15 protein-coding genes are annotated in these 19,558 nt (G+C 60.8%); 8 read left to right on the top strand and 7 right to left on the bottom strand.

What is annotated here, in order from left to right; all coding sequences use genetic code 11:
* Nucleotides 1–16: 16 nt before the first annotated feature.
* Both frsA and gpt read right to left on the bottom strand, forming a co-directional pair.
* On the bottom strand, nucleotides 17–1,285 hold the full coding sequence (gene frsA / locus KW825_RS16670; protein ID WP_218329837.1) for an esterase FrsA: 1,269 nt from the start codon (nucleotides 1,283–1,285) through the stop codon (nucleotides 17–19).
* 172 nt (nucleotides 1,286–1,457) lie between these two features.
* On the bottom strand, nucleotides 1,458–1,925 hold the full coding sequence (gpt, locus tag KW825_RS16665; RefSeq protein ID WP_042651699.1) for a xanthine phosphoribosyltransferase: 468 nt from the start codon (nucleotides 1,923–1,925) through the stop codon (nucleotides 1,458–1,460).
* Nucleotides 1,926–2,864: 939 nt separating this feature from the next.
* Between gpt and KW825_RS16660 the strand changes: the two genes are divergently transcribed.
* Nucleotides 2,865–4,316, top strand: a complete 1,452-nt coding sequence (locus KW825_RS16660) for an aminoacyl-histidine dipeptidase (protein WP_218329836.1) — start codon at nucleotides 2,865–2,867, stop codon at nucleotides 4,314–4,316.
* 600 nt (nucleotides 4,317–4,916) lie between these two features.
* Here KW825_RS16660 and KW825_RS16655 read toward each other — a convergent pair.
* The 5 genes from KW825_RS16655 to KW825_RS16635 form a co-directional block, all read right to left on the bottom strand.
* The gene (locus KW825_RS16655) at nucleotides 4,917–5,918 is read right to left on the bottom strand and encodes an ABC transporter ATP-binding protein (protein ID WP_218329835.1); all 1,002 of its coding nucleotides are present in this window, start codon (nucleotides 5,916–5,918) and stop codon (nucleotides 4,917–4,919) included.
* A complete protein-coding gene (locus KW825_RS16650) occupies nucleotides 5,915–6,934 on the bottom strand; it encodes an ABC transporter ATP-binding protein (RefSeq protein ID WP_218329834.1) in 1,020 nt (339 codons plus the stop codon). Before KW825_RS16650 ends, KW825_RS16655 begins: the two co-directional genes overlap by 4 nt.
* Entirely contained in the window at nucleotides 6,921–8,738 is a 1,818-nt protein-coding gene (locus tag KW825_RS16645; protein WP_218329833.1) for an extracellular solute-binding protein, read from the bottom strand. The genes KW825_RS16650 and KW825_RS16645 overlap by 14 nt, the downstream gene beginning before the upstream one ends.
* Before the next feature lie 93 nt (nucleotides 8,739–8,831).
* Complete coding sequence (locus KW825_RS16640; RefSeq protein ID WP_218329832.1) at nucleotides 8,832–9,875, bottom strand: ABC transporter permease; 1,044 nt, start codon at nucleotides 9,873–9,875, stop codon at nucleotides 8,832–8,834.
* Nucleotides 9,876–9,981: 106 nt separating this feature from the next.
* Nucleotides 9,982–11,007, bottom strand: coding sequence for an ABC transporter permease subunit (locus KW825_RS16635; protein ID WP_218329831.1), 1,026 nt, complete (start codon nucleotides 11,005–11,007; stop codon nucleotides 9,982–9,984).
* Between the two features lie 741 nt (nucleotides 11,008–11,748).
* Between KW825_RS16635 and KW825_RS16630 the strand changes: the two genes are divergently transcribed.
* The 7 genes from KW825_RS16630 to KW825_RS16600 all read left to right on the top strand — a co-directional run bounded on the left by KW825_RS16630 (nucleotide 11,749) and on the right by KW825_RS16600 (nucleotide 19,504).
* Nucleotides 11,749–14,355: a TonB-dependent siderophore receptor gene (locus tag KW825_RS16630; RefSeq protein WP_218329830.1), complete on the top strand. Its 2,607-nt coding sequence runs from the start codon at nucleotides 11,749–11,751 to the stop codon at nucleotides 14,353–14,355.
* Between the two features lie 104 nt (nucleotides 14,356–14,459).
* The gene (locus tag KW825_RS16625; RefSeq protein ID WP_042651693.1) at nucleotides 14,460–15,224 is read left to right on the top strand and encodes a DUF3450 domain-containing protein; all 765 of its coding nucleotides are present in this window, start codon (nucleotides 14,460–14,462) and stop codon (nucleotides 15,222–15,224) included.
* Nucleotides 15,221–16,594, top strand: coding sequence for a MotA/TolQ/ExbB proton channel family protein (locus KW825_RS16620; protein WP_218329829.1), 1,374 nt, complete (start codon nucleotides 15,221–15,223; stop codon nucleotides 16,592–16,594). The genes KW825_RS16625 and KW825_RS16620 overlap by 4 nt, the downstream gene beginning before the upstream one ends.
* A gap of 10 nt (nucleotides 16,595–16,604) precedes the next feature.
* Nucleotides 16,605–17,132 carry a MotA/TolQ/ExbB proton channel family protein gene (locus KW825_RS16615; RefSeq protein WP_042651691.1) on the top strand — a complete coding sequence of 176 codons (528 nt, stop codon included), beginning with the start codon at nucleotides 16,605–16,607 and terminating at the stop codon, nucleotides 17,130–17,132.
* A 65-nt stretch (nucleotides 17,133–17,197) separates the two neighbouring features.
* On the top strand, nucleotides 17,198–17,605 hold the full coding sequence (locus KW825_RS16610) for a biopolymer transporter ExbD (protein WP_042651690.1): 408 nt from the start codon (nucleotides 17,198–17,200) through the stop codon (nucleotides 17,603–17,605).
* Between the two features lie 16 nt (nucleotides 17,606–17,621).
* The gene (locus tag KW825_RS16605) at nucleotides 17,622–18,257 is read left to right on the top strand and encodes an energy transducer TonB (protein WP_042651689.1); all 636 of its coding nucleotides are present in this window, start codon (nucleotides 17,622–17,624) and stop codon (nucleotides 18,255–18,257) included.
* An 11-nt stretch (nucleotides 18,258–18,268) separates the two neighbouring features.
* Entirely contained in the window at nucleotides 18,269–19,504 is a 1,236-nt protein-coding gene (locus tag KW825_RS16600; RefSeq protein WP_218329828.1) for a lipopolysaccharide assembly protein LapB, read from the top strand.
* Nucleotides 19,505–19,558: the final 54 nt, after the last annotated feature.

Here is a 19,558-nt window from a genome sequence, read left to right as displayed (position 1 = left end):
CATTTTTACTTCTGTATCATGTACATAAATGCTGTTTGAGCCAGTCTACCGTCTCTTTCAGCGCCGCGTCGTACACCTCAAGCAGAGGCTGTTTGTCGAAGACCACCGCCTTGCCATTACGGCTGGCGGCAGCCAGGGCCCGCACATCCTGCTCCGGGCAAATGAAATCTCGCTTGTGGCCGATGCTCAAGATCGGCACCGAGGTGCGGCTCCCCAGCAGACCCTGGGTCTTGAGGGAAAAGACTTGGCACTTGGTGCGCAACAGATCCCACTGCGCCGCATCGGCGCCCAGCCGGTTCGCCAGGCCATCACGCATCATGCGTGGGCAGCGGGCAAACATCTCCTGATTGGTAAATACCTGATTGATGCCGGCGCCGATGCAGACCACTGTCCTGAGCTTGAACGGCTCGACGAAGGCCAGCCGCGCCGCCACATTGCCCGCCAGACGGAATCCCACCATGGCGATCCGCTGGTGATCAACCCAGGCCACCTCGGAGAGGTGATTGAGCACCGCCTGATGCAGGCGGCTGGTGTCCTGCACCAGCGGCCAATGCTCGGCGTAGCCGATGCCCGGCATGTCCAGCGACAGCATGCCGATGCCGTGGGGCTCGAGGCACTTGAAATAGAAGTTGAGAAAATCGACCTGCAGCGAGTCGATGCCGCCGCTGACGATGACCAGGGGCACAGGCTTGTCGGTGGTGGGCAGGTGCAGATAGCCCTGGATGGTCTTGCCCCGGAACGGCACCTGCAGCTCCTTGAGCGGCACCTTGAACAGCCGGCCCGCCTCGCGGTACGCCATGTTGCCAAGCAACTGGGCCTGATCCGCCAGCTCGTCATTCTTCAGATGGGGATAGCTGGCGATGGAGTAGTAACGCACCGCCTTGAGCAGGTTCTTCAAGGCGCCGGCCGTGTCGCCCTGGGTCACCAGCTCACGCCCCTGATTGAAGTAGTGGCCAGCCAGCTGGCTCCACTCGTAGACCCAGTTGCCGGGCACATAGCCCTTGATGGTATCCAGATAGCGCTCGTGACTGCGCTCCCCCTGCCCCATGGCGATGCGGGCAAGGGTCTGCTCCACTTCGACCGGGTTGGCCCCCTGCCAGGCCCAGGCCGGCCGACGCAGCAAGCGGTACCAGTGGGGCGAGAGGGCGCCGTCGATGAAGCTCTCGGCCAGGGAGCTGTCCTGCTCTTCTACCGGACTGGAGTTGGATATCTCGGAGGTCTCCAATACCTTTTTGATCCGGGTGAATAGCTTTTCCGTCAGGTTGGTATCGTTGTTTGGTTCCAAAATCGTGGCTCTTCTGTCTCAGGCAATGGCCCATCTTAACCACTTTTCGCACCGGGCAGCCATAGCATAAAAGAACAGGGCCCCAAACAGGGGCCCTTTGAAACCTTTTCACTTCATCGCGAGCAAAGCGGCAGCCATCAAGGCGGCCTCTTTCCCGGATGCGGTGTGGCTCTTACTCTTCGTCGCAGATCGGATTGGCGAATTCCAGCGCCATGTCCCATGGCTGCTCAATCCAGGTATCCTGCGGGATGGCGACTTCGAAGTCATCCACCAGCGGCTCGCCCATCGGCTTGGCGAAGATGGTGATGAACTTGGCCTTGGGATAGAGGTCACGGATCGCCTTGGCGGTGCCACCGGTATCCACCAGATCATCCACCACCAGCCAGCCTTCGCCGTCACCGGCGGTAGTGGCGCCCTTGACGACCACCAGCTCACGCTGGTTGTTGTGGTCATAGCTGGAGATGCAGAGGGTTTCGACATTGCGAATGCCAAGTTCACGGGCCATCAGCGCGGCAGGCACCAGACCACCACGGCTGACCGCGATGATCCCCTTCCACTGGCTGACAGGCAGCTGACGACGGGCCAGACGGCGCGCTTCACGTTGCAGGTTGTCCCACGACACGTAGAATTTTTTTGGCATGTTATCGATCTCGAAGAGTTATATAAAACAATTACTTAAGACGTAAAAATTCGTGCTGACACACGATATTCAGTAAATTCTGGTGCCCCTTCCCACCGAATTTGGCTTGCACTTTGACTGCCTGGGGATAAACCCTCGGCAGCAGACACTGATGCAATGGAAGCAGGACGGGCATAGCTGGCGGTCATCGCGATCGGAATGAAGACCGCAGACCGGCTGTTGGGGCGGTATGATAGCATCGTTTGCGGATAAAATGACTGGCAAACGTATGCGAAAAACAGGAAAAGTCGGTCATCTCCCACCCCGTCGGCCCTCATCTGGCGATCACCCGCGGCCAGAATGATACTCATTCGAGGAGCAAACCCCGAATTTCAGGTAAAAAAATAGCAGGGGGAGGAACGAGACCTCACACACCTGCTGTTTGTCGATTCGGTCGTCAGCCTGGCTGAGGATCCGCCTTAACGACGGCTGGCGTAGGGATTCGGATAGTTGAAACCCTGGGTATAGAGAGACTGGGCAAACCAATAGGTTGAATTGCTGCCTGACATATTTAAAACTCCTGATTGCTTAACAAGTTACGTACCTTTATGCGGGTTCAGATCCTTGAACAGACACTCGGTTCCGTGGAGGCGCACTTGCTTTGCTTCGGTTCCCTGGAGGCATTCGTTGTCATCCTGACAAGTGGTTGACCCACGGCGGTTAATTTACCACCCGGCGCCGAAAACACAATATTTTTGTGACGCCCATCACAAAAATAAGGTTGTGCTGGCCCATCTCGATAATGCAGGCATGTCCGCCATTTATGGTGCCTTTATCAGCACAAGCAGACCGCTATTTGCGCTGTTTGCTCACATTTTTGTGTGATTGGCTGTATTATCGTAGCCCTCTTCCCCGGCCCCCTGGGCCCGGTCATTTTCCGTGCTGGTAAGGAGTCCTGACGTGGCACAGCTTAGTTCTCTCTCTCCCCAATTGATTTGGCAGTTCTTCGAGCAGATCTGCTCCATCCCCCATCCCTCCAAGCACGAAGCCCGCTTAAGCGCCTGGATAGTGCAGTGGGCCCAGGGGGAAGGCCTGGCGGTCAAGCAAGACGCCGTGGGCAACATCATCATCAAAAAGCCGGCCACGCCGGGCATGGAAAACCGCAAGGCCGTGGTGCTGCAGGCCCACATCGACATGGTGCCCCAGGCCAATGCCGATACCCAGCATGACTTCGCGACCGATCCCATCGATGCCTACATAGATGGCGACTGGGTCACCGCCCGCGGTACCACCCTCGGCGCCGACAACGGCATGGGCATGGCCGGCTGTCTGGCCGTGCTGGCCGACAAGACCATCAAGCACGGTCCGCTGGAAGTGCTGCTGACCACCGACGAGGAGACCGGCATGACCGGCGCGTTCGGGCTGGAAGCGGGCTGGCTGGAAGGCGAGATCCTGCTCAACACCGACTCCGAGGAGGATGGCGAGGTCTACATGGGCTGCGCCGGTGGGGTGGATGCCAATATCCGCTTCCCGCTGGAGCTAGTTGCCGCCACCGAGGGTGAAGGCTTCGAGCTGCAGGTGAAGGGGCTGCGTGGCGGTCACTCCGGGGTCGACATCCACCGCGGTCGTGGCAACGCCAACAAGCTGCTGGTGCGCCTGCTCAAGGCCGCCGAGCCGCTGGGAGTGCGCCTTGCCGAGATAAGCGGCGGCACCCTGCGCAACGCCATCCCCCGTGAGGCCCGCGCCAAGCTGCTGGTGCCCACCGCCAGCGTCAACGAGTTCAAGGCCCTGGTCGACCGCTATGCCGGCATCTATCAGAGCGAGCTGGCCGCCACCGAGGCCAACCTGACCCTGCTGCTCAATGCCCAGGACAAGCCGGCCAAGCTGCTGAGCGAGTCCCTGCAGGCCCGCCTGCTGGACTCCCTGATGGCCTGCCCGAACGGCGTCATCCGCATGAGCGATGCCATCCCGGGCGTCACCGAGACCTCCACCAACCTCGGCGTCATCAAGACCCTCGAGGGCGAAGTCTACGTGCAGTGCCTGATCCGCTCCCTCATCGACTCCGGTCGCGAGAACGTCGAGCAGATGACCAGCTCCCTGTTCAGGCTGGCCGGCGCCAGCTGCGAATTCACAGGCGCCTACCCGGGCTGGGCACCGAACGTCGACTCTCCCGTGATGGCGCTGGTACGCAACAGCTACCAGACCCTGTTCGGCGAGATGCCCAACGTCATGGTGATCCACGCCGGTCTGGAGTGCGGCCTGTTCAAGAGCGCCTACCCGGATTGGGACATGGTCTCCTTCGGCCCGACCATCCGCGGCGCCCACTCCCCTGACGAGAAGGTGCACATCCCGGCGGTCGAGCGTTTCTGGCAGTTGCTGGTGCACGTGCTGGAGCAGATCCCGGCCAAGTAAGGCGCATCATCGCAGCCATTCATGCCCCGCCCGGTGCGGGGCATTTTATTGCCTCCTTCTCCTCATCCCCCGCCTCAATCTCGCCTCTCATACCCCACGACAACCGCTCCCGGCCCCTTGAAACCGTCTCCATAAGCGGCGCTGGATATGAAAACCCTTTCCATGAGTTATGTAAATTTACTACACAAAAAGTTGATCCAGCTCACATTAGGCCATAGGATCGAATTGTGACCCAGGTCACATACAACAATGAGATAACAGAGCGATGAGGTGAATATATGTTTGAGAATCTGGCAGTACTGTTCCACCTTAAGGGTGCAACCAGCAAGAAGGGCGCAGAAGAGAAAGACACCTATGCACCTTCAACCCGTCAATATTACTTCCGTTATGGCGCCTGATAGAGTCTGGCCGGAAGAGAAAGTAGTAAAATTACAAAATAACGCAATCCACACAACAGCCATCCCCTCGAGGGAGCTGTCCTGCCCGGGCCAGATGTTCCACGGCCAAACCTGAACGCCACAACCATGAAGATGGGGCCCACGGGCCCCATTTTTTATTGCTCCTCTCCCGTGCCATCTGGTTGCGATGCAGGCACCGGCATCATACCGCCTTTCCCAAGGGCACCGCCTCCGTCACCGGCAGGGGGAAATGACAGGCCACCTGATGGGCAGCACCATCGCAGATCCGCAGCTCAGGCGAGGTGCCGTGACACAGCTCGGTGGCATAGGGGCAGCGTTGGTGAAAATGGCAGCCGCTGGGGGGCGAGATGGGGGACGGCACATCGCCGGTCAGCAGGATACGCTGGTTGCGACGGCGGGGATCCGGCACCGGAATAGCCGAGATGAGCGCCTGGGTATAGGGGTGGCGCGGGTGCAGATAGAGTTGCTGCGCCTCCGCCAGCTCGACGATCCGGCCAAGATACATGACGGCGATCCGATCCGAGATGTGCTTCACCACCGACAGATCGTGGGCGATGAAGATGATGGCCAGGTTCATCTCCCGCTGCAGGCTGAGCAGCAGGTTGACTATCTGGGACTGCACCGACACGTCCAGCGCCGACACCGCCTCGTCACACACCAGCAGCTTGGGCTTTAGGGCGATGGCCCTGGCGATGCCGATGCGCTGGCGCTGGCCCCCCGAAAACTCGTGAGGGTAGCGATCCACCGCACTCTTCGGCAGGCCCACCTTGTCCAGCAGCTCCAGCACCCACTCGCGCCGCTGCTCAGTGCTGCCCTTGCCGTGGATGATGAAGGGCTCCTCCAGGATCTGGCCGACCGTGTGGCGACTGTTGAGGGATTCCGCAGGATCCTGGAATACGATCTGCATCTCCTGGCGCAGGGAGCGCATCTCCCGGGCGGACAACTTGGTGATGTCCCGCCCCTCGAAGCTGATCTGGCCCGCCGTCGGCTCAAACAGCTTGAGCAGGGAGCGACCCAGGGTGGACTTGCCGCAGCCGGACTCTCCCACCAGCCCCAGGGTCTCGCCCTGCTTCAGATCGAAGCTGATGCCGTCCACCGCATAGACGGTGTATTTCTTGCGGAGGAAGCCACCGCCGAGCTGGAAGTGCTGCTTCAGATCCCGCACAGACAACAACGCAGTCATATCAACTCCTTCCAGTGATGGCAGGCGACCCCGTGTCGCTCGGTCAGCTGCTCGGTCGCCGGGATGACCCTCACGCACAGCTCGGTGGCGTGCGGGCAGCGGTTGGAGAAACGGCAGCCCGCCGGCATCTCGTGCAGGGCGGGCACCTGGCCCTTGATGGTCTTGAGCAGGCTCTTGGGCACGTCTTCGAGGCGCGGGATCGAGGCCATCAGACCATGAGTATAGGGATGGCGCGGATGGTCAAACAGCTCGTAGATGTCGGCCCGCTCCACCGCACGGCCGGCGTACATCACCACCACCTCGTCGCACAGCTCCGCCACCACCCCGAGATCGTGGGTGATGAAGATGATGGCCATGCCGGTCTGGGCCTGCAGCGCCTTCATCAGATCCAGGATCTGGGCCTGGATGGTCACATCCAGCGCCGTGGTCGGCTCGTCACAGATCAGCAGATCCGGCTCGCAGGCGAGCGCCATGGCGATCATCACCCGCTGGCGCATGCCGCCGGAGAGGTTGTGCGGATAGACGCTGAAGCGCCGCTCCGGCTCCGGGATCCCCACCCGCTGCAGCATGGCGATGGCGGCCCCCTTGCGCTGGGCCTTGCCATAGTCGGGCCTGTGCAGGCTGAACACCTCCATCAGCTGATCCCCGACCGTCTGCACCGGGTTGAGGGCCGTCATCGGCTCCTGGAAGATCATGGAGATACGGTTGCCGCGCACCTTGTACATCTGATCCGGCGGCAGCGACAGCAGCTCCTCCCCCTGAAAGCGGATCGAGCCGGCCACCACCTGACCGTGAGGCTTGGGCAGCAGCCCCATGATGGCGAGGGCGGTGACGCTCTTGCCGCAGCCGGACTCGCCGACGATGCCTAGCGTCTGGCCCGCCTTCACCGAGAAGCTGACGCCGTCGAGCACCTTGATCTTGCCGTCATCGACGCTGAACTCCACCTCGAGATCGCGCACCTCGAGGATGGGGGCCTGGGTATCGGGCATGGCCTCCCCCTTCTCAATGATGCGCATAGGTCTTGTCGAGCAGGTTGATGGGGGTCAGCGCCTCGTCGGCGTCCTTCGCCTGCAGCGTCTGCTCCTTCAGCTTGGGATCGATCCAGAGCAGGCCACCGCTGCTGTGGGGGTAGCCGTCCATCGGCCAGTAGAGCAGATCCGGCGTGTTCTTGGTGGCAGGCACCTCGGGCAGCATCACATAGCGCCAGCTGCTGGCCCGCACGTAGTTGAGCTGCACCCCGGGCACGAAGATGGCGAGATCATGGATGCGCTGCTGGATCTGGCGGGAGAGCTCGGCCCGTTTGGCGGTGTCAAACTCGATGCCATAGGCATCGATCAGGGCGTCCAGCTGCTTGTCGGCGACGTTGAACAGGTTGTTGGTCTGCGGCTTGTTGGCATTGTCTGAGTGGAAGGATTCCCAATATTGCGGATAGAGACCACCACCGGCCCAGCCGAGCCAGGCCGCCTCGTGTTTCTTCTCCAGCATCACCTTGAAGCCGGTGGCGCCATCCACCAGGTTGAGCTCCAGATCCAGGCCCGCCTTCTTGGCCTCCTCTTTCAGCACGGTCAGCCGCTTGGAGTGCTCCTGGCTGGTATAGGTGAGCGCCAGGGTGAGCCGCTCGCCCTTGTCATTTTGCAAGATGCCATCCGGCCCCGGCTTGCCATAGCCACCCTTGGCGAAGTACTCCCGCGCCTTGCTGATGTCATAGGCCCGCTCGGGCAGCTTGATGTCGGTGAATTCGCCAAAGCCCGAGCCGAAGGTGGTGGCCCGGTCGTAGTCGCCGCGCAGCACCGTCTCTATCATCTTGTCGAGATTCATGGCGTGCTGGATGCCGAGCCGCACGTTCAGATCCGCCAGCTTGGGGTTAGCGATGTTGAGGTGCAGCCCCTGGCCGCCCTGCTTGGTGTCGGTCATGGCCATCACCTTCTGCACATAACCCTTCTTGTACTCGGGGGTCACGGCCTTCTCATGCCACCAGTTCGGCAGGATCATCTCGAAGGTGTCGAACTCCCCCTTCAGGAAGTGGCGGAAGGCGATGTTGTGATCGCGGATCACCTGCACCTTGATGGTCTCGACGTTGAATCTGTGCTGGTTGTAGCGATCGTGCTGGGCCCACCACTCCTTCTGTTTGCTGAAGGTGACCGACTTGCCCTTCTTCACATCCGTCATGACGTAGGGGCCCGTGGTCGGCACCAGGGCCCAGTTGTACTGCTTCACCCAGTTGGGAGTCAGCTTGTAGTAGTGCTTGGGCTGGGGCCACAGCTCAGTGGTGTTGAGCAGGTCCAGCTTGGCCTTGCGGGTCCCCGCCTTGACCATGATGGTGTGTTCATCGACCTTCTCCACCGCGATCACTTCCGTGGTGTAGTAGTTGTTGAACCAGGGCCCCTTGATGTCCTTGGAGCGCATCATCTCGTAGCCAAAGGTGTAGTCATCGGCGGTGACCGGCTTGCCGTCTGACCACTTGGCCCGGGGATCCAGCTTGAAGTAGACGGTCTGGCTGTCTGGCGCTATCGCCCAGGCGCTCGCCAGCGAGGGGATGGGGTTGCCGGTGTTGGGATGAAAGCTGATCAGCCGCAGCTGGTTATCCTGGATGTAGGAGCGGAACGAGCCGTTGGAATCGGGGCCGACGGTGCGAAACGTCAGCGGGAAGCTGTCGATAAAGAGGTTGAGGGTGCCACCGGGCAGCGCTTTGGGGGAGGCGAACACCGGATCTGTGTCGTTGGTCTCCCACTTGAGATCCGCAGGCAGGCTGGCGGCCCATACCCAGGAGCCGTTCACCAACAGGAAAATAGCACCTATCCATTTGATTTTATTGTTCATGTTTGACTTCCTGGTCATTCCCCTGCTGTGGGGGGGCTTATTGATAACGGATACGATTCGAACGCCTTTCGAGCAGGCCTGGCGCCTGCCCTGTCACTGATAACGGGTAAACTTGCGCGGGTCGAACGCCTCGCGGATGGCCTCACCGATGAAGGAGACCATGATCAGCACCAGACTCACCGCCGCCACCACAGAGCTGACGATCCAGATGGCATCCAGGTTGTTGATGCCCTGGGAGAGCAGCTCGCCCCAGCTCGGGGTCGGCGGCGCCAACCCGAAGCCCAGATAATCCAGCGCGGTCAGGGTGGAGATGTTGCCCACCACGGCGAAGGGCGCCAGGGTGACGATCATCATCAGGGTGTTGGGCAGTATGTGGTGGAAGATGATGCGCTTGGTGGTGGCCCCCTGGGCCCGCGCCGCCATTACATAGTCCCGCGCCCGCTCCTTGTAGGTGAGGGTGCGCATGTACCAGGTGATCCCCATCCAGCCGAACAGCACGTTGATGCCGACAAAGAGGCCGAAGTTCGGCTTGGCCAGCGACACCAGGATCATGATGACGTAGAGGAAGGGTACCTGGGACCAGATCTCGATGAAGCGTTGCAGAATGAGGTCAAACCGCCCGCCGAGGAAGCCCATCATGCAGCCGATGCTGACCCCGATGAGGTAGCTCGCCACCAGGGCGATGAAGGCAAAGCCGATGGCGATGCGAAAGCCATACACCAGACGGGCCAGCACGTCGCGACCGCTGGTGTCTGTCCCCAGGAAGTGGCGCTCCGCCAGGCTGGGGGCGTAGGGCGGGTAGACATCCTGCTTGAAGTCCTGTTCATAGGGGTTCCAGGGCACCGGCGGTAGCAGCACCCAGCCTCCCTTGGCCTCTTGCTCAAGCTTGGCCTGCAGCTGGCGGTAGTTGGTCTCGTACTCGTAATCCAGCCCGAAGTGCTGGCCGGGGATCACGTCACCATAGGTGGGGAAGTAGAGCTCCCCCTGATAGTTCACCATCAGCGCCCGGCTGTTGACCAAGAGCTCCGCCAGCAGGGAGAGCACCACCAGGGTGGTGAAGATGACGAAGGAGTAGTAGCCGCGCTTGATCGACTTGAATCGCTTGAGTTTTTTCAGGGTGACCGGGTTCAGGTTCATGTTTATTCTCCAAACCGCACGCGGGGATCGACCAGTGCAACGCAGATGTCGGAGACGATATGCGTCGACATCGGCATCGACATGACAAGAGGGTTCATGTTCACGCTCACTCTCCAAACCGCACGCGGGGATCGACAAAGGCGACACAGATGTCGGAGAGGATATTGCCCACCAGCATCAGCATGGAGGTGATGGCCAGGATCCCCATGACGGTGGGATAGTCCCGCTCGACGATGGCCTCATAGCCGAGCAGGCCTATGCCGTCGATGTTGAAGATGGTCTCGATGAGGAAGGAGCCGCCGAAGAAGACGGTGAGCACGCTGCCGAGATGGCTGGCGATGGGGATCAGGCTGTTGCGCATGGCGTGATGGGTGACCGCCTTGCCAAACGGCAGCCCCTTGGCCACCGCCGTGCGCACGTAGTCCGCCGACAGGTTCTCCATCAGGCTGTTCTTCATGGTCATGGTGAGGATGGCGAAATCCCCGATGGCATAGGCGATGAGTGGCAACAGCGCATGGGCGAAGAGGGTGCGGATCTGATCCCAGCTGCTCTCCATGGAATCAAACTCGTCCCCCGGGAAGCCCCCCATGGGCAGCCACTCCAGGTGGAAGGCAAATACCGTGATGAGGAAGATCCCCACCACGTAGGCGGGCAGCGCATAGGCCATGTAGATGAGCATGGAGCTGAGGGAATCAAAGCGGCTGTTATGCCTTAACGCCTTGGCGACCCCGAGCGGGATGGAGACCGCATAGCTGAGCAGGAAGGTCGCCAACCCAAAGAAGGCGGTGACCGGCAGCCTCTGCTTGATGAGATCCCACACAGGCTCGTAATAGCGGGTCGACTCCCCCAGATCCAGCACTGCCAGTTTCTGCAGCCACTCCCAGTAGGCGATCAGCATGGGCTTGTCCAGACCGTAGAACGCCTTGAGCTCCTCGATCTGTTCATCGGACAGCGCCTGCGCCCCCTTGCTGCCGCTGGAGCGACCTGTCTCGTTTTGGGATACCTGCGCCTGCAGCAGCATGCGCTCGACCGGGCCGCCCGGCACGAAACGGGTGATGGTGAAGACGAGCAGGGTGATACCGAGGAACGTCGGGATGATCAAAAGCATCCGACGTAAGAAATACGACAGCATGGTGGGTTAAACCTCGTCCTTGTTGTTCTTGTATGGCCATTCTATTCCGATGAACGGCCTGTCCTTCCTGGCATTACTCACTGAATTGGCTGTTATTGGCAGACAATCCCGCTCGGTCACTGTAAAAGCTCTGCAACAAAAATCAAGTAAAACGAAGACCTGCCACCCTCATCGATGCCAACAGTGAAAATAACTGTCGTCTTTTCCTTAAAAACCCAACTTCAAGATAAAAAACTGCTACGCCTTCCTGTTTAAATAGTTTTTAATTATTAAAAACAAATTAAGCAATGTGAGATTTAAAGAAAAAAATAGATAAAAAACAAACGGATGAATTTAAATCACCGCCTTTTACCATTTACCCGTAAGAAGAGGAGCGGATCTCGCCAGCACCGCCCTGAACAGAAACATGACCGCGGACTCAAACAGATTTAAATGCTGAAAAAGTGCCAAGTCACGATATACAACTCAGGGCGACAGGGGGCTTATCGATAAGTTCAAAAATAACCAATAAAATTGAAACACTCGAATTTAACATCGCTTTCACATCGCCATAGGTTATTTAGTCAGAATAAAATCCCAAAATAAACGCACCAATAAAACATAGTCATCTTATTACCACCTCCCTCCCCGTTCGTACCGCCTCATTTGACGTCCATCCCCAAAGCTTGATAAGCCTTACGCACCGCTCCAACGAGGGCGGTAAAGGAAGCAAACAATAAACAATCAGGAAGGATACTAGCGATGCTTAGGAAAAGCAGACTCTCTGCTGCCGTAGCGTTTGCCTTGGCGAGCGCGGCAGTTGTGGCCACCCCTGTCTCGGCCGAAGAGACCCAAAACGTAGAAAAACTGCAAAAAATCAAGGTCACCGGCTCCCGGATCTCCCGCGTCGAGGTGGAAGGCTCCACCCCCGTTGTCTCCATCACCAAGGCCAAGATCGAGCAGTCGGGTCAGCAGACCGTCGCAGATTATCTGAAACAGGCCTCTTACAACTCCTTCGGTGGCGTCTCCCCGGCATCCGGCAGCTCTGCCCAGTCCCAATCCACCGTCGGCCTGCGCGGCCTGGGCTCAGAACGTACCCTGGTGCTGTTGAACGGCAAGCGGGTGGCGGGCTCCCCCACCATGGGCGGCACCTCCATCAACCTGAACACCATACCGATGGCGGCCGTTGAGCGGGTGGAAGTCAACCTGGATGGCGGCTCGGCCATTTACGGCTCCGACGCCATCGGCGGTGTCATCAACGTAGTGCTGAAAGAGGGCTATGAGGGGCTGACCTTCCAGGGCCGTCTCGGCTCGCCGACCGAGCCGGGCGGCGATGAGGCCAGCGGCTCCGTCGTGGCCGGCGTCAATGGCGAGAAAGGCTCGCTGATGGCGGTCTACGAGCACGACAAGAAAGACATCGTCTATGCCCGGGATCGTGACTACCTGGCCAAGCAGGGCAACGATTCTCCCAGCCCCTATGGCCGCAACGTGGAGGGGATCACCGGCCTCGACGCCAACGGCGATCCCATCTGGAAATACGGTCCGCTGGCGGGCGCCACCAACGCCGATGGCAGTTGCAAGGAGCCCTTCGTCGGCTTCGAGGACGGCTGTAACTTCAACTATGGTCAGGTCGCGGCCACCACCGCCTCCCGCAGCCGCGATACCCTGTATGTGAACGGTCGCTACCACATCAACGACAACGTCGACTTCGTGCCGCAGATCATCGGCTCCCGGGTCGAGAGTTTCGGCCGCTACGCCCCCGCCGCCGGCGCCTTCGCCATAGACCCGTCCAATCCGAAGAATGCCCAGTTCTTCACCGACAACGGCCTGGATGCCGCCGCGACCCAGGGTCTGGGTGAGGCCGCCTACGCCTACTACCGCTTCACCAACGTCGGTCCCCGTGACAACTATGTCACCGACATGACCGGCAGCCTGAACCTCGGCTTCGAAGGCACTGTCACCACCGAATCCGTGGGTGACATGCAGTGGAACGCCGGTTACATGTACTCCAAGACCGACAACAAGGAGAACGGCACAGGTTACGTGCTGCAATCCGCCGCCCAGCAGGCCATCGCCGATGGCAAGTTCGTGAAGGGCGAGTTTGATGCCTCCAGTACCAAGGCGATGTCTGCCGATGTCAGCCGCCGCTCCACCATGGACTTCTACCAGTGGTACGCCGGGGTGCAGTGGGACATGGGCGCGCTGCCGGCCGGGCCGGTCAGCTGGTATGCGGGCGCCGAGTACAACGACTGGGTCTATGCCGACAAGTACGATGCCCAGTCAGAAGCGGGCAACATCATCGGTTCCGCTGGCAACTCCTCCGGTGGGGTGCGCGACGTGACCGCCGCCTACATCGAGTCGCTGGTGCCCATCACCGAGCAGGTCGAGCTGAACCTGGCCGGTCGCTTCGATGACTACAGCGACTTCGGCAGCGCCTTCTCGCCCAAGGCGAGCCTGCGTTACCAGCCGCTGGATAACCTGATGCTGCGCGGCTCCTGGTCCCGCTCCTTCCGCGCCCCCAGCCTGAGCGATCTCTATTCGGCAGACTCTCAATCTGCCGACTGGGCCAAGGACTATGTCTACTGCGAGGCCAACGGCATCTCCGCGGCGGACTGCCCGAACCGCCAGTACGACACGACCCGCACCGCCAACGAGGAGCTGAAGGAAGAGACCGCGGACACCTGGAACTTCGGCGTGGCCTACAGCCCGGTGGATGACCTGAACCTCTCCCTGGACTACTACACCATCAAGATCACCGACGTGATCCAGCTGAACTCCCTGCAGTCCCTCATCTATGACGAGCTGAACACCGGCAGCTCCAGCAGCATCACCCGCAACAGCCAGGGCAAGATAGGCAACGCCATCGCCCCCATGGTCAACCTGGGGGATCTGAACACCAGCGGTCTGGATCTCAAGCTGGATTACCGCTACGACCTGACCTCCGCCACCATCCGTTATGACCTGGGCGGCACCTACATCCTGGATTACAAGGAAGGTCTGTACGCCGGCGGCCCCGTCATCGACAAGATCGGCCAGAACGGCATGCCGCAGATGCGCTTCAGCTCCGGTGTCGGTGTCAACGTGCCCCAGTGGTGGAACATGGATAGCTACCTGAGCGCGAACTACATCGACTCCCAGAGCCAGGACTACATCGCCGATACCGGTGAGGAAGTCGGCCACATCGCGTCCCAGACCACCTGGAACCTGAACGTCGGCGTGGATGCCCCCTGGAACGGCAAGATCCAGGTCGGGGTGAAGAACATGTTCAACGCGGGCCCGTCCCTCGAGAGCGATGGCTTCACCTATGACGATGAGCTCTACAGCATCGACGGTCGCATCTACTACCTCGACTACGCCCAGAAGTTCTAATCCACCAAGCAAGCGACAGGCCGGCCCGTTTCGGGTCGGCTTTGCCCAACGTTCCAAGGAAGTTACGGAGATAGGGTAATCCTATGAAAAAAAGGACTATTACAATGAAGAAAGCGCTCCTCGGCAGCCTGGTTTCGGCTGCCTTGCTGACCAGCTTCAACCTGAGTGCCGCCTCTGCCGGTCAGGCAGTGGACGCTCAAGCCGCCACCGACAATGCATCCAAAGTATCCCAGCAGAAGATCGACAACTATGCCGAGTCTGCCGAGTCTGCCCTGGCGCAGTACAAGGCCGCCCTGCGTCAGGTCGACAGCCTGCGCACCTACAACGAGCAGGTGGGCAAGATGGTCGACTCCCAGGCCACCGAGCTGACCTCGATGCAGCGCCAGATAGCCCAGATCGATCAGACCAGCACCGAGGTCGTCCCCCTGATGCTGAAGATGATCGACTCCCTCGATCAGTTCGTCTCCCTGGATCTGCCGTTCCAGAAGGTTGAGCGGGAGGACCGCGTGGCGGCCCTGACCGATCTGATGAACCGGGCCGATGTCACCATCTCCGAGAAGTACCGCAAGATCCTGGAGGCCTACCAGATCGAGGAGGGCTTCAGCCGCACCATAGAGGCCTACAAGGCCAGCCTGGACAAGGATGGCGCCGAGAAGACCTACGAGTTCCTGCGCGTCGGCCGCATCGCCCTGCTCTATCAGTCCCCGGATGGCAACGAGACCGGCATCTGGAACAAGAAGACCCGTCAGTGGGAGGAGTTGCCCCAGGAGTATCGCAGTGCAGTAGAACAGGGCTTGCGTATCGCCAAGAAGCAGGCGCCACCCGCGCTCATCAAGCTGCCGGTTCAAACTGCGGAGAAAGCATCATGAAAGGAATCAAACTCGCCATTGCCTCCCTGATCGCGGGAGCCACTCTGATCACCCTGCCGGTGACCGCCGCCGAGAAACCGGTGGACCTGAACGCCCTGCTGAGCCAGGTCAAGGCCGCCAGCACCAGCGAATCCCAACTCAACAAGGAGCGGGAGGCCCGCTTCCTGGCCGACAAGAATGAACAAGTGGCGCTGCTGGCCAAGGCCAAGGCCGAACTCGCCGCCGAGACCGCCAAGGGCGAGCAGCTCAAGGCCACCTTCGACCTCAACGACAAGCAGCTGACCGAGCTGACCGAGACCCTGCGCCAGCGTTCCGGCAACATGGGCGAGATGTTCGGCGTGCTGCGCCAGTTCGCCGGTGAGTTCAAGGGGATCTTCAACGCCTCCGCCCGCCGGGTCGAACACCCGGAGCAGGCGGCGCTGCTGACCCGCCTGGCCGAGAGCAAGGAGCTGCCCTCCAGCGACGATCTGAGCGCCTTCTGGACCATCACCCTCAGCCGCATGGTCGATGGGGGCAAGGTGAGCCAGATGCAGGGGACCGTGGTGTACGGGGAAGGCAATCAGGCCGAGAAGACGGTCACCCAGATCGGGGAGTTCAACACCGTCTCCGAGGGCAAGTACCTCACCTTCGTGCCGGAGACCGGCAAGTTCGAACAGCTGCCCCGCCAGCCGGACAAGGCAGTGCTGGAGCCCATCGCCAAGTTTGAGCAGGGCAATGGCGCCGTCGAGCCGGTCTTCATCGATCCGTCCCGCGGCGTGATCCTCTCCCTGCTGGTGCAGTCGCCGACCTTCAAGGAACGCGTCGATCAGGGCGGTGAGGTGGGCTACGTCATCATGGTACTCGGCGTGCTCGGTACCCTGCTGGCCCTGTTCTGTGGCGCCCGTCTGTCGATGATCGGCTCCTCCATGCGCAAGCAGCTGAAGTCCGATCAGATCGTCAAGGGCAACCCCATCGGCGAGATGCTGGGGGCCTATCAGGCTCATCGCGGTGACAACATCGAGGATCTGGAATCCAAGCTGGACGAGATCATCCTGCGCAACGTGCCCAAGTTCGAGAAGGGCATCAGCATCATCAAGCTGATCGCCTCGGTGGCCCCGCTGCTGGGTCTGCTGGGGACTGTGGTCGGGATGATCGCCACCTTCCAGGCCATCACCCTGTTCGGTACCGGCGATCCCAAGCTGATGGCGGGCGGCATCTCCGAGGCCCTGGTCACCACCATGCAGGGTCTGGTGGTCGCGGTGCCCATGCTGTTCCTCTACACCATAGTGCAGACCCAGAGCCGTCGTCTCATCCAGATACTGGAAGAGCAGAGCGCCGGTTTTGTCGCCCGTTATCAGGAACGTCTGCACGCCGCCAAAGCCGCAGCCTAAGGAGTCACCCATGTGGTTCTGGTTGATTGAAGAAGTCGAGTCGGTCCGCCGGTTTCTGGGATTGGGGGGCGATGTACTGGTCGCCCTGTTCTTCCTGACGCTGCTGATGTGGGCCCTGCTGCTGGAGCGCTGGTTCTACTTCATGGCGGTCTATCCCCAACAGGTGAAGCAGACCAAGGCCAGCTGGATGGCCCGCGGCGATCACCTCTCCTGGTCTGCCAGGCAGATCCGGCGCGAGCTGGTCTCGCGGGTCGCCATGGCGGTGGACAAGGGGATGCCGGTCATCAAGGTGTTGATCGCGCTCTGTCCGCTGATGGGACTGCTGGGCACCGTGGTCGGCATGGTGCAGGTGTTCGACACCCTCGCCATCACCGGCACCGGCTCCCCCAGGGCGATGGCCTCGGGCATCTCCAAGGCGACGGTACCGACCATGGCGGGCATGATTGCCGCCCTTTCCGGCCTGTTTTTTGTCAACCAGCTCGATCACAAAGCCAAGCTGGCGGTCGAGAAGCTGGAAGACAACCTGAAACACGGTTAATGCAGGATGCATTCCCCCGGCACGGCATCGCCGACCGGGGGCACAGTTACGCAAGGAGTTTTGCCATGAGAAAACGTCACAGCGACAGCGGTGCTGAAGAGGCGGCCATCGATCTGACCCCCATGCTGGACATAGTGTTCATCATGCTGATCTTCTTCATCGTCACCACCTCGTTCGTCAAGGAGTCCGGGGTGGAGATCAACCGCCCGAGCGCCAGCACGGCCGAGACGGTGAAGAAGGGGAACATCATGGTCGCGGTGCGCGAGAACGGTCAGGTCTGGGTCGACAAGCGCTCCGTCGAGGTGGGGGCCGTGCGCGCCAACATCGAGCGGCTGCGGGCCGAGAACCCTGAGAGCGCCGTGGTGATCCAGGCCGATACCGAATCCCGTTCGGGTCTGGTGGTCCAGGTCATGGATCAGATCCGCATGGCCGGTGTCCAGAGCATCTCCATCGCTGCCAACAAGAGCAGCTGATGCTGGAGAGAGACTTATGAGATACCTGATATCGTTAGCGGTCTCCTGTGTGGTGGTGTTCTTCCTGTTCCTGGGAATGAACAAGCTGATCACACCGGATCACCGGGAGCTGGTAGAGAGGGATGACGTCACCATGACCGACTTCATTCGCCTCAAGCCTCAGGAGACCCTGCAAGAGAAACAGCGCGAGCTGCCCAAGCCGCCGCCCCCGGATCGCCCGCCTCCCCCGCCCGAGATGGAGGTGGCCAGCACGGATCGGCCGCAGATGGAAAGCTCGTCGATGGACATGCCCAAGCTCGACATCCCGGTCAACATCGGCGGCGGCAACGCCCTCGGTGCCTACAGCACCGGCGGCGGGGGTGGCGGGACCGGCGGCAACAACGGCGCCATCCCGCTGGCGACCTTCGAGCCCATGATGCCGCGCAAGGCGGCCCTGGCCGGCCTCGCGACGGGCAAGGTGCTGGTGGAGTTCACCGTGACCGAGCGTGGCACCGTCAGCAACATCCGCATCGTCAAGGAAGAGCCGCGCAGCTATGACCTTGGCAAGGCCGCACGTCAGACCATTACCAAGTGGACGTTCAAGCCGGCCATGATCGATGGCAAACCGCAAGCCAGTCGCATGCAGCAAGAAATCGAGTTTGCGACCAACTAAGGAAGGTGGCGATGAAGAAGTTACACACCCTGATCCTCGCCCCGGTTGCCATGGCGGTACTGCTCAGTACCGCCAGTTGGGCCGCCGAGCAGCCCGCCTTGTCCGATCGCGCCTACCGCGCGGTCAACAAGGCGCAGGCGTTGATCACCGAGAAGAAATACGGCGAGGCGAATGCCAAGCTGCAGGAGGCGCTGTCCGGGGTCGGCGAGCGGGTCTACGACAAGGGCGTGATCCTGCAGACCCTAGGCTTCGTGGCGGCGCAGCAGGAGAAGTACGGTCAGGCGACCAAGTACTTCGCCGATGCCATCGCCACCGGCGGCCTGCCGCAGCCGGTGGCGCAGCAGGTGCGCTACAACCTGGCCCAGCTCTACATGGCGGAGGGCAACTTCAAGGCCTCCATCAGCACCATGAACCAGTGGTTCGCGAGCCTCGGCAAGGATGAGAAACCGACCCCGCACGCCTACATCACCCTGGCCAACGCCCATGTGCAGCTCAAGCAGTATCGAGAGGCCATTCCGGCGGTGGACACTGCGATCAAGCTGTCGGCGGGCAAGGCGCCCGAGTCCTGGTACCTGCTGAAGATGGCGGCCCACTACGAGCTGAAACAGTACAAGCCGGCGACCGAGGTGCTGACCGCTCTGGTCGACAGGTACCCAGAAAAGAAGAAGTACTGGACCCAGCTCTCGGCCATGCAGATGCAGGCGGGCAACGATGGCAAGGCGCTGGCGGCGCTGGAATCGGCCTACCACCTCGGCATGCTGACCGAGCCGGCCGAGTTGCAGCGCCTCGCCAACTACCTGGCCTTCTCCGGCATCCCCCATCGCGCCGCCCGCGTGATGGAGAAGGCCATGAAGGAGGGCGTCATCGAGGGCAACGCGGCCAACTACAAGGCGCTGGCCAACTACTGGCATCAGGCCAAGGAGCTGGATCCGGCCATCGATACCCTGGCCAAGTCCTACCAGCTGGCGCCCAATGCCGAGCTGCAGCTGAAGATGGCGCGCATGATGATCCAGAGCAAACGCTACCAGGATCTGGTGGCCCTTGCCGCCAAGCCGGCGGCGAATGCCAACGGTGAACAGCGCGCCGATCTGAAGTTCCTGACCGGGGTCGCCTACTTCGAGCAGCAGAAGCCGAAGGAGGCACTGAACGCCTTCACCCAGGCGGCTCAGAACGGCAACGTCAGCGGCCGCGCCTCACCCTGGATCAACTTCCTGAAAGAACAACAAGGCGGCGCCATCACGCAATAAACCAGGTCGCAGATTGACCCCGGCCACTCGCGGCAGAACGGGAGCCCTCCCCGT

This window comes from Aeromonas sp. sif2433 (assembly GCF_019218705.1).
Lineage (GTDB): Bacteria > Pseudomonadota > Gammaproteobacteria > Enterobacterales > Aeromonadaceae > Aeromonas > Aeromonas encheleia.
Note: the sequence above shows the minus strand (reverse complement) of the source record. Positions and strands in the feature narration are given on the sequence as shown.

Bases quoted from the DNA above. Each gene is read 5' to 3' on its own strand.
- KW825_RS16615 (WP_042651691.1), top strand. From the start codon at position 16,605: ATGTGGTTCTGGTTGATTGAAGAAGTCGAGTCGGTCCGCCGGTTTCTG.
- KW825_RS16645 (WP_218329833.1), bottom strand. From the start codon at position 8,738: ATGAACAATAAAATCAAATGGATAGGTGCTATTTTCCTGTTGGTGAAC.
- KW825_RS16655 (WP_218329835.1), bottom strand. From the start codon at position 5,918: ATGACTGCGTTGTTGTCTGTGCGGGATCTGAAGCAGCACTTCCAGCTC.
- KW825_RS16610 (WP_042651690.1), top strand. From the start codon at position 17,198: ATGAGAAAACGTCACAGCGACAGCGGTGCTGAAGAGGCGGCCATCGAT.
- KW825_RS16620 (WP_218329829.1), top strand. From the start codon at position 15,221: ATGAAAGGAATCAAACTCGCCATTGCCTCCCTGATCGCGGGAGCCACT.
- KW825_RS16605 (WP_042651689.1), top strand. From the start codon at position 17,622: ATGAGATACCTGATATCGTTAGCGGTCTCCTGTGTGGTGGTGTTCTTC.
- KW825_RS16625 (WP_042651693.1), top strand. From the start codon at position 14,460: ATGAAGAAAGCGCTCCTCGGCAGCCTGGTTTCGGCTGCCTTGCTGACC.
- KW825_RS16630 (WP_218329830.1), top strand. From the start codon at position 11,749: ATGCTTAGGAAAAGCAGACTCTCTGCTGCCGTAGCGTTTGCCTTGGCG.
- KW825_RS16635 (WP_218329831.1), bottom strand. From the start codon at position 11,007: ATGCTGTCGTATTTCTTACGTCGGATGCTTTTGATCATCCCGACGTTC.
- KW825_RS16650 (WP_218329834.1), bottom strand. From the start codon at position 6,934: ATGCGCATCATTGAGAAGGGGGAGGCCATGCCCGATACCCAGGCCCCC.
- gpt (WP_042651699.1), bottom strand. From the start codon at position 1,925: ATGCCAAAAAAATTCTACGTGTCGTGGGACAACCTGCAACGTGAAGCG.
- KW825_RS16640 (WP_218329832.1), bottom strand. From the start codon at position 9,875: ATGAACCTGAACCCGGTCACCCTGAAAAAACTCAAGCGATTCAAGTCG.
- KW825_RS16600 (WP_218329828.1), top strand. From the start codon at position 18,269: ATGAAGAAGTTACACACCCTGATCCTCGCCCCGGTTGCCATGGCGGTA.